The organism is Sphingomonas sp. PP-CC-1A-547 (assembly GCF_003610375.1).
In the GTDB taxonomy this organism is placed as follows: domain Bacteria; phylum Pseudomonadota; class Alphaproteobacteria; order Sphingomonadales; family Sphingomonadaceae; genus Sphingomonas.
Genome location: NZ_RAPZ01000012.1, coordinates 61,570 through 75,247 on the forward strand (window position 1 = coordinate 61,570; position 13,678 = coordinate 75,247).

Annotated in this window: 14 protein-coding genes; 7 read left to right on the plus strand and 7 right to left on the minus strand. The window is 66.2% G+C overall.

Features of this window, described 5'->3' with window-relative positions; all coding sequences use genetic code 11:
- Nucleotides 1-26 precede the first annotated feature (26 nt).
- The gene (locus C8J39_RS11245; RefSeq protein ID WP_243650057.1) at nucleotides 27-1,160 is read left to right on the plus strand and encodes a hypothetical protein; all 1,134 of its coding nucleotides are present in this window, start codon (nucleotides 27-29) and stop codon (nucleotides 1,158-1,160) included.
- Between the two features lie 6 nt (nucleotides 1,161-1,166).
- On the opposite strand, the gene C8J39_RS11250 is transcribed toward C8J39_RS11245, so the two are convergent.
- The 3 genes from C8J39_RS11250 to ubiA are packed head-to-tail and all read right to left on the minus strand — an operon-like array spanning nucleotide 1,167 to nucleotide 4,272.
- A complete protein-coding gene (locus tag C8J39_RS11250; RefSeq protein ID WP_120300590.1) occupies nucleotides 1,167-1,931 on the minus strand; it encodes a 3'(2'),5'-bisphosphate nucleotidase CysQ in 765 nt (254 codons plus the stop codon).
- 43 nt (nucleotides 1,932-1,974) lie between these two features.
- Nucleotides 1,975-3,321, minus strand: coding sequence for a TldD/PmbA family protein (locus C8J39_RS11255; RefSeq protein ID WP_120300591.1), 1,347 nt, complete (start codon nucleotides 3,319-3,321; stop codon nucleotides 1,975-1,977).
- A gap of 9 nt (nucleotides 3,322-3,330) precedes the next feature.
- On the minus strand, nucleotides 3,331-4,272 hold the full coding sequence (gene ubiA, locus C8J39_RS11260) for a 4-hydroxybenzoate octaprenyltransferase (RefSeq protein ID WP_120300592.1): 942 nt from the start codon (nucleotides 4,270-4,272) through the stop codon (nucleotides 3,331-3,333).
- An 83-nt stretch (nucleotides 4,273-4,355) separates the two neighbouring features.
- Here ubiA and C8J39_RS18775 point away from each other — a divergent pair, with 83 nt between their 5' ends.
- From C8J39_RS18775 to C8J39_RS11270, 3 genes are all read left to right on the plus strand, one after another.
- Nucleotides 4,356-4,517 (plus strand): hypothetical protein, encoded by a 162-nt coding sequence (locus C8J39_RS18775; protein ID WP_165895236.1) that lies wholly within the window; start codon nucleotides 4,356-4,358, stop codon nucleotides 4,515-4,517.
- A 361-nt stretch (nucleotides 4,518-4,878) separates the two neighbouring features.
- The gene (locus tag C8J39_RS11265) at nucleotides 4,879-5,628 is read left to right on the plus strand and encodes a 16S rRNA (uracil(1498)-N(3))-methyltransferase (protein ID WP_120300593.1); all 750 of its coding nucleotides are present in this window, start codon (nucleotides 4,879-4,881) and stop codon (nucleotides 5,626-5,628) included.
- Between the two features lie 73 nt (nucleotides 5,629-5,701).
- A complete protein-coding gene (locus C8J39_RS11270) occupies nucleotides 5,702-7,075 on the plus strand; it encodes a glutamate--cysteine ligase (RefSeq protein WP_120300594.1) in 1,374 nt (457 codons plus the stop codon).
- Between the two features lie 113 nt (nucleotides 7,076-7,188).
- Here the strand turns inward: C8J39_RS11270 and C8J39_RS11275 are convergent, their stop codons facing one another.
- Nucleotides 7,189-8,463, minus strand: coding sequence for an isoprenylcysteine carboxylmethyltransferase family protein (locus C8J39_RS11275; RefSeq protein WP_120300595.1), 1,275 nt, complete (start codon nucleotides 8,461-8,463; stop codon nucleotides 7,189-7,191).
- 592 nt (nucleotides 8,464-9,055) lie between these two features.
- A complete protein-coding gene (locus tag C8J39_RS11280) occupies nucleotides 9,056-9,805 on the minus strand; it encodes an RMD1 family protein (protein ID WP_243650056.1) in 750 nt (249 codons plus the stop codon).
- A 271-nt stretch (nucleotides 9,806-10,076) separates the two neighbouring features.
- On the opposite strand from C8J39_RS11280, the gene C8J39_RS11285 reads away from it, so the two are divergent.
- From C8J39_RS11285 to C8J39_RS11295, 3 genes are all read left to right on the plus strand, one after another.
- Entirely contained in the window at nucleotides 10,077-10,766 is a 690-nt protein-coding gene (locus C8J39_RS11285) for a DUF2490 domain-containing protein (RefSeq protein ID WP_120300597.1), read from the plus strand.
- 130 nt (nucleotides 10,767-10,896) lie between these two features.
- Entirely contained in the window at nucleotides 10,897-11,994 is a 1,098-nt protein-coding gene (locus C8J39_RS11290; RefSeq protein WP_120300598.1) for an alpha/beta fold hydrolase, read from the plus strand.
- 94 nt (nucleotides 11,995-12,088) lie between these two features.
- Nucleotides 12,089-12,307: a hypothetical protein gene (locus tag C8J39_RS11295; protein ID WP_120300599.1), complete on the plus strand. Its 219-nt coding sequence runs from the start codon at nucleotides 12,089-12,091 to the stop codon at nucleotides 12,305-12,307.
- Between the two features lie 103 nt (nucleotides 12,308-12,410).
- Here C8J39_RS11295 and C8J39_RS11300 read toward each other — a convergent pair whose 3' ends face one another.
- Together C8J39_RS11300 and C8J39_RS11305 are read right to left on the minus strand one after the other, a co-directional pair.
- Nucleotides 12,411-12,914: a TIGR02594 family protein gene (locus C8J39_RS11300; RefSeq protein WP_120300600.1), complete on the minus strand. Its 504-nt coding sequence runs from the start codon at nucleotides 12,912-12,914 to the stop codon at nucleotides 12,411-12,413.
- Nucleotides 12,915-12,975: 61 nt separating this feature from the next.
- The gene (locus C8J39_RS11305; protein WP_165895235.1) at nucleotides 12,976-13,536 is read right to left on the minus strand and encodes a GDSL-type esterase/lipase family protein; all 561 of its coding nucleotides are present in this window, start codon (nucleotides 13,534-13,536) and stop codon (nucleotides 12,976-12,978) included.
- Nucleotides 13,537-13,678 lie beyond the last annotated feature (142 nt).

The window sequence follows — 13,678 nt, forward strand, 5'->3', positions numbered from 1 at the left end:
CGCCGGATAGATCCGGAGGCTGGACCATGATCGGGTTGCTTTTCGTGCTGGCGATGCAGGCTGCTACACCCGACATCATCGTGTCGGGCAAACGTCTGGACGAAGCATACCAGGTCTGCGTCGAGCAAGGCTGCCCGCCGCTTCGCGATGCGCAGGTCTCGATCGCGTTTGCCGAACAGCAATTCCGCCAAGGCGCCTATCAGCGGGCCAGGCGGACACTCGCTGCCGCGGTTGCGCGCAACAAGCAAAATGCCGCGATCGCGCCAAAGCCGGTTGCGGCGCTATATGAAGCCTATGCGACGGTGTCGCTGCACGACGGCGAAATGGATGTCTTCAAGAAAGCGGTAGGTGGCCAAGTTCGCACGCTGCGCGAGAATTTACCGCGCGACGATCCCGCGGTGACTGCCGCCGCGTTCGCCACCGGCGACATGTGGCTGGCACTGCGCGACGGACGCACGGCCGAGCTTTCCTATCGCGCGGTCGAACGGCAGGCGCTTGCCGACGGCAACGCGACGTTGGCGATGCTGGCGACATTGCGTCGCGCCGAACTGGCCAACGCGCGGAACGATCCCGCCGGGGCCGCCCGCCTTCTCGCCGAAGCCGAGGCAAGACCCGCCGCGACCGACCCCGCGCTTCGATCGGTGTCGCGGGTGGTCCGCTTGCGACTGGCAGCGCAACGTGCCGATGATGGTCAAGTCGACCGGTTGGTGCGGGAGATCGGCCACGACACGACGACCCGACCGGTGCTGATCTGGGGCCCTCCCTATGAACCAACGGCAGAGGCGGCGGCACGGGACGCCGCCGCCAAATTCGACCTCAGGAACCCGGTGCCGGCCAGCTCGTCCGATGTCGGCTCGATCCAGTGGGTCGATATCGGGTTCTGGATCAAGCCCGATGGCAAGACCGACGATGCCGAGATCCTACGCGGATCGCGGTCGACGGGGTGGGCGGGGTATCTGGTCAAGCAGGTATCCGCGCGCCGCTATACGGGTACGGACGGAGCGGCGGGCGCGCGCGGCGTCTACAGGGTCGAGCGGTTCTCGCTGCGCGGCACGTATCAAACGCCTACCGGCAGTCTGATCAATAGACGGGCCGGCCCCGGCGAACTGGAGGTGCTCGACCTGACGCTGCCGGATACGACGATAACGGCAAGTCGCTGACCGGCACTAGCCGTTGATCGCGCGGGCCCGGTCCGCCAGGCGCTGGACTGCCGATGCATGTATTCCCGGCGTCGAGACAAGTACGCCGAACGCCTGCGGGCGCGGCTTGTTGAACACCAGCGGTGCACCGAGTGCATCGGTCACCACCGCACCCGCTTCGCTCGCGACGAGGATAGCGGCGGCGATGTCCCATTCGTTGCCCCAGCGCAGCGTGGCGACGAGGTCGGCTTCGTTGGCGGCTACCATGGCTATGCGCAGGGCGATCGAGTTGGGTTTGTGGACCATGACGAGGTCTCGGTCGGCTTTGGGGAGGGCGTCGACGGGCGTGCGGCTGCCGGGGAAGTCGGTGCGGTTGCCGGCTTTCAGCGTGACGCCGTTGCGGGTAGCGCCCTGCCCTATGACCGCGTGCCAGCGTTCGTCGCGGGAGGGGGCTTCGAGGATGCCGATCACGGGCTTGCCGCGGTCGACCAGCGCGACCGAGACGCACCAGCCGGGACGGGCGCGGATATAGTCTCGCGTTCCGTCGATCGGGTCGACCACCCAGAGCAGGTCGTGGGCGAGGCGGTCGGCGTTGTCGGCGGTTTCTTCGGACAGCCAGCCGGCCTCGGGGAGCAAAGTCGACAGGCGCGCCTTGAGCATCCGGTCGATTGCGATGTCGAGTTCGCAGACCGGGCTGCCGGGGGTCTTTTCCCAGCGCTGGAAATCAGTGTCGAAGCGGTCGAGCGCCATCGCGCCAGCCTCCGCGGCGATACTCGCGACGGCGTCAGCCATCGCGCGCAGCCACTCAGGGGACCGCTCGGGCGCGCGCCGCCGGTCAGCCACTCGCCACCGTCATGCCCTCCACGCGCAGCGTCGGCACGTTGACGCCGTAGCGGAATTCGAGGTCGTTGGCGGGGGTCATCGCGAGGAACATGTCCTTGACGTTGCCGGCGATCGTGAACTCGGCGACCGGCGTGGTGATCTGGCCGTTCTCGATGCGGAAGCCGGCGGCGCCACGGCTGTAATCGCCGGTCACGCCGTTCGCCCCGCCGCCCATCAATTCGGTGACGTAGACGCCCGACTCAATGTCCGCGATGAGCGTTTCGAGCGGCACATGGCCCGGCTCCATGAAGACGTTGCTGGTCGATACGCCGGGGCCGCCGCCGACACCGCGCGCGGCATGGCCGGTAGGTTCGAGGCCGAGTTGCCGCGCCGAGGCGGAGTCGAGCAGCCAGCGTTCGAGCATGCCGTCCTCGATGATGTCGCTTGGCGAGACAGGCAGGCCTTCGCCGTCGAATGGGCGCGAGCGCAGGCCGTGCGGGCGGTGCGGATCGTCGCGGATCGTGATGCCGTGCGCGAAGACCTGGCTGCCGAGCGAATCGAGCAGGAAGCTAGTCTTCCGCGTGATCGCCTGGCCGGAGATCGCGCCGAGCATGTGGCCGACCAGCGATCCGCCGACGCGGCGGTCGTAGACGATCGTCGTGGCGCCGCTGACGAGGCGACCGGGGTTGAGGCGCGCGACGGCTTGTTCGCCGGCGCGGCGGCCGATCGCTTCGGGCGATTCGAGATGCGCGCGGAGGCGGGCGCTGCTGTGCGCGTAATCGCGCTGCATGCCGCCGCCCTCGCCCGCGAGCACGCTGGCCGACACGCCATAGCCGGTCGCGGCGTAGGCGCCGGCGAAACCGTGGCTGGTGGCCAATGCCCAGACGCTGCGCGAGGCGCTGGCGCCGCCGCCTTCGCTGTTCGAAACGCCGGGGACCGCTCGGGCGGCGTCTTCGGCTTCGAGCGCTGCATCGCGGAGTTGCTCGGGGCTGGCTTCGCCGCCGTCGTCGAGGCCTAGCATTGGGGTGATGCCGTGGAGGAGGCGGTCGGCGGGGGCCAGGCCGGCCCAAGGATCTTCCGGCGCCTCGCGTGCCATCGCCACCGCGCGTTCGACCAACGCGTCCATCGCCGCGGCCGAGAGGTCGGAGGTGGAGACGCTGGCGGAACGCTGGCCGACGAACACGCGCAGGCCGAGATCCTCGCTTTCGGAGCGGCCGATATCCTCGAGCTTGCCGAGGCGCATCGACACGTCGAGCGCGGCATCGGCGGCGAAGACCGCGTCGGCGGCGTCGGCACCCGCCGCCCTCGCGCGCTGGACGATGTCGTGGGCGCGGTCGCGGGCTTGGTCTGGGGTCAGCATATCAGCGAGTTAGGGATGCAGGCTCGTGCCGACAACCACGCAGGCGAGGAACATGAGCAGTCCGGCGAAACGGTTCGCGCGGAAGCGAGCGAGTGCGGCGGTGCCGGCGCCTTCGTGCGTGTCGGGTTTGAGCGTGACGACCTGCCATGCAAGGTGGAGTGCGACGGGAACGAGCGCGGCGATCGCGAGCGGGTCGGGGCGGACTTGCCAGAACGCTGCGGCCCATAACGCGACAGCAGCGACGTAGAAGATGCCGACGCCGGCCTTTACGTGGCTGCCCATGCGGAGCGCGGAAGAGCGGATGCCGATCATCGCATCGTCCTCACGGTCCTGCAGCGCGTAGATCGTGTCGTAGCCGATCACCCACGCGATCGAGCCGGCGTAGAGCAGCCACATCGGCGTATCGAGCGCCCCCGCGATATCGCTCCAGCCGACCAGCAGTGCCCAGGAGAAGACGATGCCGAGCCACGCCTGCGGCCACCAGGTGATGCGCTTCATGAACGGATAGGCGGCGACGGGGGCGAGGCTGGTGAGGGCGACGATCGCGGCGAAGAAGGTGAGTTGCAGGAGGACCGCAAAGCCGATCAGGCAGAGCGCGACGAGCCAGATCCAGGCGAGCTTGATCGAAACGAGTCCGCTCGGGATCGGCCGGGCGCGGGTGCGGGCGACCTGCGCGTCGAGGTCGCGGTCGACGATGTCGTTGAACACGCAGCCTGCGCCGCGCATCGCGATGCTGCCGAGGAGGAGCCAGAGGATCAGGTCCCAGCGCTGCACCGCGCCACCGGCGAGCGCGACTCCCCAGGCGCCTGGCCAGAACAGCAGCCACCAGCCGATCGGCCTGTCGAAGCGGGCGAGGAGCGCGAGGCCGCGGAGCGTCGGCGGGAGGCGACCGACCAAGCCCTTATGTTCGCTGTCGGGGACGATTTCAGCGTGGCTCGGCTTGGTCTGCATGATGGGGGGCGTAGGAAGACGGGGTTTGGCGCGCAAGCCTTTGCCGGGTACCGGTGGGGCGTGACGCGTTCGGACCCTCTCGCATGATCGGCCTTTCGGTCGCGGTCGGCCGCTTCGTCGAGGCGTTGTTCTGGGGGATTTTCCGGGTCGCAGGGGCGGTCGCGGGGGTGTTGATCCTTGGGGTTGTGGTCCTGGTTGTGGCTTGGGTGATCGCGCGAAAAATGTGGGCGCGGCGGAGACGCTGAACTGAGTTTTTGCGTGGGCCGGAAGCGCTAATCTTCTCCCCTCCCTGGAAGGGAGGGGTCGGGGGTGGGTCGGCTGCTTGGCGGACGTGCCGGCAATTCCGAGCCAACCCACCCCCAGCCCCTCCCTTCCAGGGAGGGGAGCGAGAAGTGCCATCCTCCCCGGCACGGGGAGGGGACCGTTCGCCATCGGCGACGGGTGGAGGGGGATCGCCGCGAGCGCTTCGCTGGCGGAGGGCGAGGCACGCGCCCCAACCCTTGTGGAAGACGCTGAACGCTAGCGTGACGCCTGTGGAAGCCCCCCCTCCACCAGCTTCGCTGGTCCCCCTCCCCGTGCCGGGGAGGATTTGCTAGAGCGACGCTTATGCCTGCAACTCCTGCCTGGCCGCCGCAATCCACGCCGCGCCTGTTCATCGATACGCCGCTCGCGGCCGGTCCGCTTCACGTCGACGGGTCGGCGGCGCATTATCTCGCAGGCGTAATGCGGATGAAGATCGGCGATCCGGTCAAGCTGTTCGACGACCGGACCGGCGAATGGCTCGGCGTCGCTTCGAGCGTCGGCAAGCGCGACTTGATGCTCGACGTCACCGAATTGCTGCGCCCGCGCGAAGATGTGCCCGATCTGTGGCTGTGTGCCGCGCCGCTCAAGAAGGGTCGGGTCGACTGGATGGCGGAAAAGGCGTGCGAGCTCGGCGTCGCTAGGCTGCAGCCGGTGGTCACCCGGCGAACGATCGTCGACAAGCCCAATACCGAGCGGCTGCGCACGCAGATGATCGAGGCGGCCGAGCAATGCGGGCGCACCGCGCTGCCCGAGGTCGCCGAACCGGTGAAGCTCGCCGCGCTGCTCCGCGACTGGCCCGTTGATCGCGCGCTGTTCTTTGCCGACGAGACCGGCGGCGTGCCGGCGCTGGAGGCGATGCGGTCGCGGCCGGGACCAGCGGCGATCCTGATCGGGCCCGAGGGCGGCTTCGATGCCGATGAACGCGAGGCGATTCGCGCGCATCCGAACGCGGTCGGCATCGGGCTGGGGCCGCGGATTCTTCGCGCCGAAACCGCGGCAGGGGCGGCCGTTGCCTTGTGGATGGCAGCGGCGGGAGATTGGCGCGGCGAATGATCGATACGACATTGCTACCGATTGGTCCGAATCCCCTCTAGCACCCTCGTTCATCGACGCGTAAGGCGCGGCGATGACGACGATTCCCGCTCCGAAAAAGACCAGCCCGACGATCGAGTCGCGCGACCAGTTGATCGCCAGCTTCGCGGGCGGCGAAAAGCCAAAGGATGCGTGGCGGATCGGCACCGAGCACGAGAAGTTCGTCTATGCGAACGGCGATCACCATGCGCCGTCCTATGACGAACCAAGCGGCATCCGCGCGTTGCTTGGCGAGCTGGAGCAATATGGCTGGAAGCCGGTCATGGAGGGCGGAAACGCCATCGCCATGTCGGGGCCCGACGGCAGCATCAGCCTGGAGCCCGCGGGCCAGTTCGAACTGTCGGGCGCGCCGCTCGACAGTTTGCACGAGACCTGCGCCGAGACCGGCCGCCATCTGGAACAGGTGAAGGCGGCGGGTGAAAAGCTCGGCATCGGCTTCCTTGGACTCGGCATGTGGCCGGACAAGACGCGCGCCGAACTACCTACGATGCCCAAGGGGCGCTATGCGATCATGTTGCGGCACATGCCGCGCGTCGGCAGCATGGGGCTCGACATGATGCTGCGGACCTGCACGATTCAGGTGAACCTGGATTACGCGTCCGAGGCGGACATGGTGAAGAAATTCCGCGTCGGGCTGGCGCTCCAGCCGCTGGCGACCGCGCTGTTCGCGAACTCGCCGTTCACCGAGGGCAAGCCCAACGGCATGCTGTCGTATCGCAGCCATATCTGGTCCGACACCGATCCGCATCGCACGGGCATGCTGCCGTTCGTGTTCGAGGATGGCTTCGGCTATGAGCGCTACGCCGAGTATGCGCTCGATGTGCCGATGTACTTCGTCTACCGCGAGGGCAAGTATATCGACGCCGCCGGCCTCTCGTTCCGCGATTTCCTGAAGGGCGAATTGTCGGTGCTGCCGGGCGAGAAGCCTACGCTCGACGACTGGACCGATCATCTGTCGACCGCCTTCCCCGAGGTCCGGCTGAAGACGTTCCTCGAGATGCGCGGCGCCGATGGGGGGCCGTGGAACCGGATCTGCGCGCTGCCGGCCTTGTGGGTCGGGCTGTTGTACGATCAGGGTGCGCTCGATGCGGCGTGGGACCTGGTCAAGGACTGGACGATCGACGAGCGCCAGGCGTTGCGCGATGCGGTGCCGAAGCTCGGGCTGAACGCGCCGATCGCAGGCGGTGGCACGCTGCGCGACATTGCGGGCGACGTGCTCGACATCGCCGGGGCCGGACTGTCGGCACGCGCGCGGTTCAACCGCGCGGGCGACAACGAGACCGGCTTCCTCGATCCGCTGCGCGAGATCGTCCGGAGCGGCAAGGTGCCCGCCGAAGTGTTGCTGGACCGCTATAACGGCATCTGGGGTGGCGACGTGTCGAAGGTGTACGACGAAGCCAGCTTCTGACTGCTCCCCTCCCGTTTACGGGAGGGGCCGGGGAAGGGCTTGGCCGCGGATGTCGTGCTACAGGCGTAGAACAGCCCCTCCCCTAACCCCTCCCGCAAGCGCGGGGGGGGGGATCAGCCGCGCAGCTTCGCGAACAACCGCGGCACCAGCCCGTTTCGCGACATCCAGTCGAAATAAACGCGATAGTCCGGGTCGAGCTTCAGATGCCGCTCCTCGGTCTTCGCGCGCCAGTAATACACGCCGCTGACCGCCGCCATCAGCAGCGTCGCACGCGCCGCATCGACCATGCTGCCGAGCGTCAGCACCGGGATCGTCGAAATCCACCAGAACAGGTTCTTCGACAGATACGCCGGATGCCGCGACACCGCGTACGGGCCATGCGTCAGGATCCCCCGGTTGGTGAGGTTCGAGAAGCGGAAGCCGAACGCCATCGTCGCCCAGGCGTAGATCGCGGTCAGCCCGACCAGCACCGTGCCGATCAGCGCGAGCAGGATCGGATGCCCCTGGAACCAGTACGCCCAGTCCGACGTGCCCGGATGATAATCGAGCGGGCCGCCTGTCGTCATCAGGATGAACGGCGGATAGCACATCAGCGCGGGCATCCAGGCTGCGGCGAACGGATTGGCGCTGCGGATGTGTGAATCGAGCAGGCGGAACGTGAGTAGATAGCCGACCGTCGCGAACGCCACGTCGATCAGGAACATCAACGTCACCAGCCAGCCCGACAGCGCGACCGGATCACGCAACACCGACGCGACGTCGCCGCGGACGAAATTGCCGAAGCCCGGCGGGACGATCGCGAGCATGAAGGCGAGGAAGAACGTCTTCACCCCCCATGTGCGCAAATGGCCATAGATCACCTCGCGGTCGACGCCCGCCTGCCCGGTCAGCCACGCGCCAAGGTGCCAGGCGCCGTCGCGCGGCTCGACGAGATAGCGGTCGATCCAAAGGACATAGGGAACCGACGCGACGAACAGGATCGGTGCGGCATTGGTGAAGCACCACATCGCAAACGCGAAATTGCCTTCCCAATAAAATCGCCCGGCACCGTAGATCACCGCGATCCCCGCCCACGTCGCCCACAGCCCGGCGAGCTTCGTCAGGCTCAGGTCCAGCGTTTCGCGCCAGAGCCTGGCGGCCGACCAGTCGATCCCGGTACTGGGATTGCGATGAACCTTGTCGACCAGCAACGACCAGACGATCATCGGCAGTCCGCAGGCGCCGACGTTGACGAGCGCGGAATATGGCCCGTCCATGCCGTAATGTCGCGCGACCCCGATCCAGACAAGCACCCCGACGAGTCCCGACAGACCCGCGCCGTGACTGACCGCCGACTGCGGGCGAGGGTCGGTCTCGGCCGTACCGGCAAGCTGAGCGTCGTGATCCATGGCAGTGATCCGTAGCGCGGATTGGTAAGCAAGCCATGAAGCATGTTTGGCCGCCCAGTCCGAAGCAAGGTCATCCCCGTCGATTTGGGATGATCGGCAATGGCAGCATCGGATCCGAAATCAGAGAACGGAGCGCTCGGGGCGAGCCGGATGGGAGATGAAATATCCCCAGGTGGCGGAATAACGCGGGGCGTCTGGGCTCGTCGTTGCCTGTGGATCACGAGCGCGAATGTTCTATTTCGGGACCTGGATGACCGCGAATTTAATCGCGGGCGTCCCGTCGGGCGTTACGTTGCGATCAAGGAGATCGCGATGTTTCAGAGACTTATCGGACGTGCCAAATGCATGATCGGCATACATCGTCGGTCTCGCAGACACACCGTCTTCAAGGGTCGCGGCGCGGATACCAGCATCTGCCGCTACTGCAAGACGTCGATGCGGAGTACGCCGGCGGGCTGGGTCGTCGAACACTCGAGCTGAACCGATCGTCTGAATGCGAGGCGGTGCCACAGCTTCTGTGGTACTCGTCGCGCTATCGCCCGTTTGGTGGTGCGATGAACGGACTAAAGCCCGGTCTGACAGCGCGTCGTCGTCAGTGACGCCACAATTCGTATATGTTGAGGCTGACCTCGAACGCGATCAGCCCGATTACGGCAAGCTCGAGCCGCAACGAGCGCTTGTCCTGGACCAGGTCGAGCAGCCATTCGGCAGCGTCGCCGATCACCTCAAGCTTGCGTTCCATGGCGCGTGCGCGGTCGCCCAGTTCGAACTCGGCTTCGAGACGCCCGTAAAGCCGGTCGAGTTCGGGATGATCCCAGAGCAGGTCCGGCTTCTCGGAGATTTGCGCCCGGCCGACGACGCGGTGCTGCGCCGCAAGAACGTCACCGATGCTCTGCATGACGCGTCGGATCGGCATCACCGCACGACCGTGGATGCGCAGTTCGTTGATGAGCGGCTCCACGCGATCGAACGCTTCGGCAATACGGCCTTCATCCCGCGCGAGGACGACGCTCCGGGCGACGACGGTGGCCGTCAGCAACAAGCGTTCCCGTGACGCCTCCCTCAATCGTATGTGTCCGTCTGCACTGACCGTTTCCTCGCGGTCCGCGGAAATCTCGATCCAGGCGGTTTCGGTTTCGGGCGTGGCCAGCGGATCGATGATGTGCTCGGACAGGGTTTCGATGAACCGACGCTCGGTTTCGACCGCCGCCCCGATCAGCACCAGGACACCGTAGCGAAAGACGAACGCGGCCCCGACCCCCGACAGGTTGAGGGTTTCGGGCTCCGCAAAGTCCTGCAAATTGCGGGTATCGATACGCGTACCCAGCAGAAGGGCTCGCACGTCGCCCCTGGCGGGTTCGCCAGGCAGGGGTGCACCCAGCACCTCCCTGATCCCGACGCTTACCGTTCGCAGCGATCCGCCCTCAACCATGTCGCGTCACAACCATGGGACCGGCCTTATCAGTTTCAGACACATCGTCTCGCGACCGATTTAGCGGCTGGCGAGCTACACGTAGCGTCACACGATTGTTGCCAGGCATGCAATCGATGAAAAGGACCGAGGCGACGCCAGTCCATTGCCTGCATCGGCAGAGCCGTGCCAACACCATGCGATGTATCGCGCTTCACCCCTGGCAGTTTTGCCGCTGTTGCTGGTTGCCGCCCCCGCCTGGGCACAGCAACAGGATACGCAGGCGTGGGAGCAGCTCAACGTGGTCGTTCCCATCGCACCAAAATTGCGGGTAACGCTGGAAGAGATTGCGCGGACCAGCGACCGCCAGGACGGGATCTACACCACCGAATTCGGTGCGCTCCTCGGCTGGCAGTTGGCCAAGGGCGTCGAACTCGGATTCGGATACCGCCATGTCGGCTTTCACAGTCGCAACCTCGCGCCGGACGAGGACCGGCTCCGCCAGCAGATCGTGGTCACCAGCGGGCGCTTCGCCGGGCGATTGCGACTCGACGAACGCTTCAACCCCGACGGTAGCGAGATCGGCTTCCGGATCCGGCCGTTGCTGCGGTACAATTTGCCGCTCGGACCCAAGCGATTGGCCTTGTTCGTCAGCCACGAGAGCTTTTTCCTGCCGAACAGTACGACCTGGGGCCAGCGCGCCGGGTATGAGCGGATGCGCAACATCGTCGGGCTGGCCTTCCCGATCGGCAAGGCGGTGACGGCCGATGTCGGCTATCTCAACCAGTACCGGTTCGGGCGCGGTGGCGCACGCGCCCAGATGGACAATGCGCTGAACCTGCAGCTTACCTTGAACCTGGGGACACTTGGCGTGGCAGGCCTTCACGACTGAAGTCCTCGCGTTGGAATCCGGATTCCGAACTCCAATTGCCGCGTCCTTGTCGAAGCCCTGCCTCCGAACGTTAACCCCTGTGTATCGGGACACCACTTGCGCGCGATCCGCTTAGACGCAACGATAGGTCATGTCGTTCCTGCTCTCGCTCCTGCTTCTCCAGGCCGCCGCCCCCCAGACGCCGCCGCTTACGCCCGCGGTCAAGACCGCCCCGTCCATGTCGAAATGGCCGGCACGCGACGCGCAGTTCACGGTCCGCCGCTTTCGCTTCCGCTCGGGCGAGACCCTGCCGGAACTGCGCCTCAACTATACGATGCTGGGGCAGCCGCACTGGAATGCGCGGGGTGAAATCGACAACGCGGTGATGGTCCTGCACGGTACGGGTGGAACAGGCCGCCAGTTCCTCAGCCCGCAGTTCGCCGACGAACTCTACGGCCCTGGTCAGCCGCTGGACATCACGCGCTACTGGATCATCCTTCCCGACGGGATCGGGCACGGCAAATCCTCGAAACCGTCCGACGGGCTGCACATGCGGTTCCCGCACTATGATTACGACGACATGGTCGAGGCGCAGTACCGGCTGCTCCACGACGGCCTGGGCATCCGCCGCATGCGGCTGATCATGGGAACGTCGATGGGCTGCATGCACAGTCTGATCTGGGGCGAGACGCACCCCGAATTCGCCCGCGCGCTCATGCCGCTCGCTTGCGAGCCTGTCGAGATCGCGGGGCTGAACCGCATGTGGCGCAAGCTCGCGATCGACGGGATCAAGGCCGATCCGGCCTGGGCAGGCGGCGAGTACCGGACGCCACCGGTGCAGGGCCTGCGCACCGCCGCCAGCCTGCTGTTCGTCGCTGGTGGTGCGCCGCTCTTCTTCCAGAAACAATATCCCGGGCGCGATGCCGCCGAGGCCTTTGCCGAGCAACGGGTCGCAGCGTCGATCGACGGGACGGATGCCAATGACCTCGTGTATCAACTCGATGCCTCGCGGACCTATGCGCCCCGGTCGCGGCTGGAGGCGATCACCGCGCCGACGACCTGGATCAACTCGGCCGACGATTTCATCAACCCACGCAATCTCGATTACCCGCAACGCGCCGTTGCCCGCATGAAAAGCGCGCGATTTCGCATGATTCCGGAGAGCACCGACACGCGCGGCCACGGCACCCACACTGCGGCCCGGTTCTGGAAGCAGGATCTGGCCGACCTGCTGCAACGCACCGAATAGATCTCGGAGGACGCAGAGACAAAAATTGCGTAGTTCAGTCGTGCGTTATCGCCTGCGTGGCAATCGAGCCGTCAGACGCAAGATGGGAAATGACATGCGATTTGTTCAGATCGAGATCTTGCCGCAGGGCAAGGCGCTGGTAGATATCGACAAGCTGACCCACGCGGTACCCGAGGGCGATGGATCACGCCTGTTCCTTGGCGCGCAGCACATCGACGTGCCGCATTCGCTCGCCGAACTCGAGAACGTCCTGGCTGGTCGCGAGCGAACCGACGATGGCGCGAACAGCACGGCGGGGTTCGGCGTCCGGTAGGCTAACGCGACGGCGCGCGCTGGTGCAGATTCGATCTGCCGGCGCGGTCGTCATCGGTCGCATTGCGACCAGATGGCTGCGCGTCAGGCCGGCGCCAAACGCATCAGGCCTCGTCGGTGGAGATTGGCTTCCTCGCCGCCATCTGGACCGGCTTGCCGATGACGGGACGGCCAGATGGCCAACGCCGCGCGATGCAGCGGTCCTTGGCAATCCGGGCTACGCTGACGGTATCGCCCTGGTTGCCGCCAAGGACGTGATACGCGGTTGGGTCTTCGCCGACATAGAACCCGACATGACCACCACCCGGACGCTCGAACACCAGCACCGCACCGGGCGCCAACCGCTCCGGCCGCAGCGCCGATCCCCATGTCGACCATGACGTTGCGCGCACCGCGATAGCGACCGGCTCGATACCGTCTTCCTGAAGGCAATAGGCAACGAACACCCCACACCACGGGACGCTGTCGGCGTTGTAAACCATCCCGAGGACCTTCGTCCCCAGCCGCTTCGCCCAACCCAAGATCGTCGCGCTGTTGGCCGATCCGGCAGCTTCCTTCGTGCCCAGCTTCGCGCGCGCGGCTTTCAACCATTTGGGCTCCGTCACCATGACTCACTCGGCCTCATAGCTGAAATCCGGGAACGCCCGTGGTTGCGCTTGAATACAGGCACTACAGCATACCCTTAACGGTCGGCAGCATCGCCGCGACCACCGCTGCGATCGCCGCAGCGTTGGGATGCACCCGATCCGCCAGTACCATCTCGGAATGTCCCAACACGCCGGGCGGAAAGAATGGCCAGACGGTCGCGCCATGCTCGGCAGCCAACCCCGCGTGGATGCCCAGATACGCCGCGGCGCGGTCACGGATGAACGCCGGGGGGTCGACGGTGGTCAGCAACACGGGAATGCCACAGCTACCCAGGCTCAGCAGAATCTGCTCGAGGTTCGCCCGCGTACGCGCCACCGGAATCTGCCGCAGGACATCGTTCGGTCCCACCTGAACGATCGCGAGTACGGGCCGCTGGTCGAGCGAGGACAGCAAGCGGGGCAGGCGCCGCAGCACGTCGGCAGTGGTATCGCCCGACACCCCGGCGTTCACCACGCGGGCGCCGGGACATGCCGTCTGCAGCGATGCCTGCAATCGTGCGGGAAAACTATCGGCAGCCTGCAGGCCGTAACCGGCAATCAGGCTGTCACCTATTGCCAGGATCAAGGGTCGGTCGGTCGTCATGCGTTGCCGCGAGATAGTCCACGTTCGACGCATTGTAAGACGTTCAGGTAAGACGCCCGGGTCCGGCGTCACCCCGCTATCGCGCCGAACCTTTGACGCTGGTGCTCGTTCCTACGTGATGACAGACGAACGGACGTTGCGG

Excerpts from the sequence above, each read along its gene's own strand:
- C8J39_RS11245 (WP_243650057.1), top strand. The coding sequence starts at position 27 with ATGATCGGGTTGCTTTTCGTGCTGGCGATGCAGGCTGCTACACCCGAC.
- C8J39_RS11250 (WP_120300590.1), bottom strand. The coding sequence starts at position 1,931 with ATGGCTGACGCCGTCGCGAGTATCGCCGCGGAGGCTGGCGCGATGGCG.
- C8J39_RS11255 (WP_120300591.1), bottom strand. The coding sequence starts at position 3,321 with ATGCTGACCCCAGACCAAGCCCGCGACCGCGCCCACGACATCGTCCAG.
- ubiA (WP_120300592.1), bottom strand. The coding sequence starts at position 4,272 with ATGCAGACCAAGCCGAGCCACGCTGAAATCGTCCCCGACAGCGAACAT.
- C8J39_RS18775 (WP_165895236.1), top strand. The coding sequence starts at position 4,356 with ATGATCGGCCTTTCGGTCGCGGTCGGCCGCTTCGTCGAGGCGTTGTTC.
- C8J39_RS11265 (WP_120300593.1), top strand. The coding sequence starts at position 4,879 with ATGCCTGCAACTCCTGCCTGGCCGCCGCAATCCACGCCGCGCCTGTTC.
- C8J39_RS11270 (WP_120300594.1), top strand. The coding sequence starts at position 5,702 with ATGACGACGATTCCCGCTCCGAAAAAGACCAGCCCGACGATCGAGTCG.
- C8J39_RS11275 (WP_120300595.1), bottom strand. The coding sequence starts at position 8,463 with ATGGATCACGACGCTCAGCTTGCCGGTACGGCCGAGACCGACCCTCGC.
- C8J39_RS11285 (WP_120300597.1), top strand. The coding sequence starts at position 10,077 with ATGTATCGCGCTTCACCCCTGGCAGTTTTGCCGCTGTTGCTGGTTGCC.
- C8J39_RS11290 (WP_120300598.1), top strand. The coding sequence starts at position 10,897 with ATGTCGTTCCTGCTCTCGCTCCTGCTTCTCCAGGCCGCCGCCCCCCAG.
- C8J39_RS11295 (WP_120300599.1), top strand. The coding sequence starts at position 12,089 with ATGCGATTTGTTCAGATCGAGATCTTGCCGCAGGGCAAGGCGCTGGTA.
- C8J39_RS11300 (WP_120300600.1), bottom strand. The coding sequence starts at position 12,914 with ATGGTGACGGAGCCCAAATGGTTGAAAGCCGCGCGCGCGAAGCTGGGC.
- C8J39_RS11305 (WP_165895235.1), bottom strand. The coding sequence starts at position 13,536 with ATGACGACCGACCGACCCTTGATCCTGGCAATAGGTGACAGCCTGATT.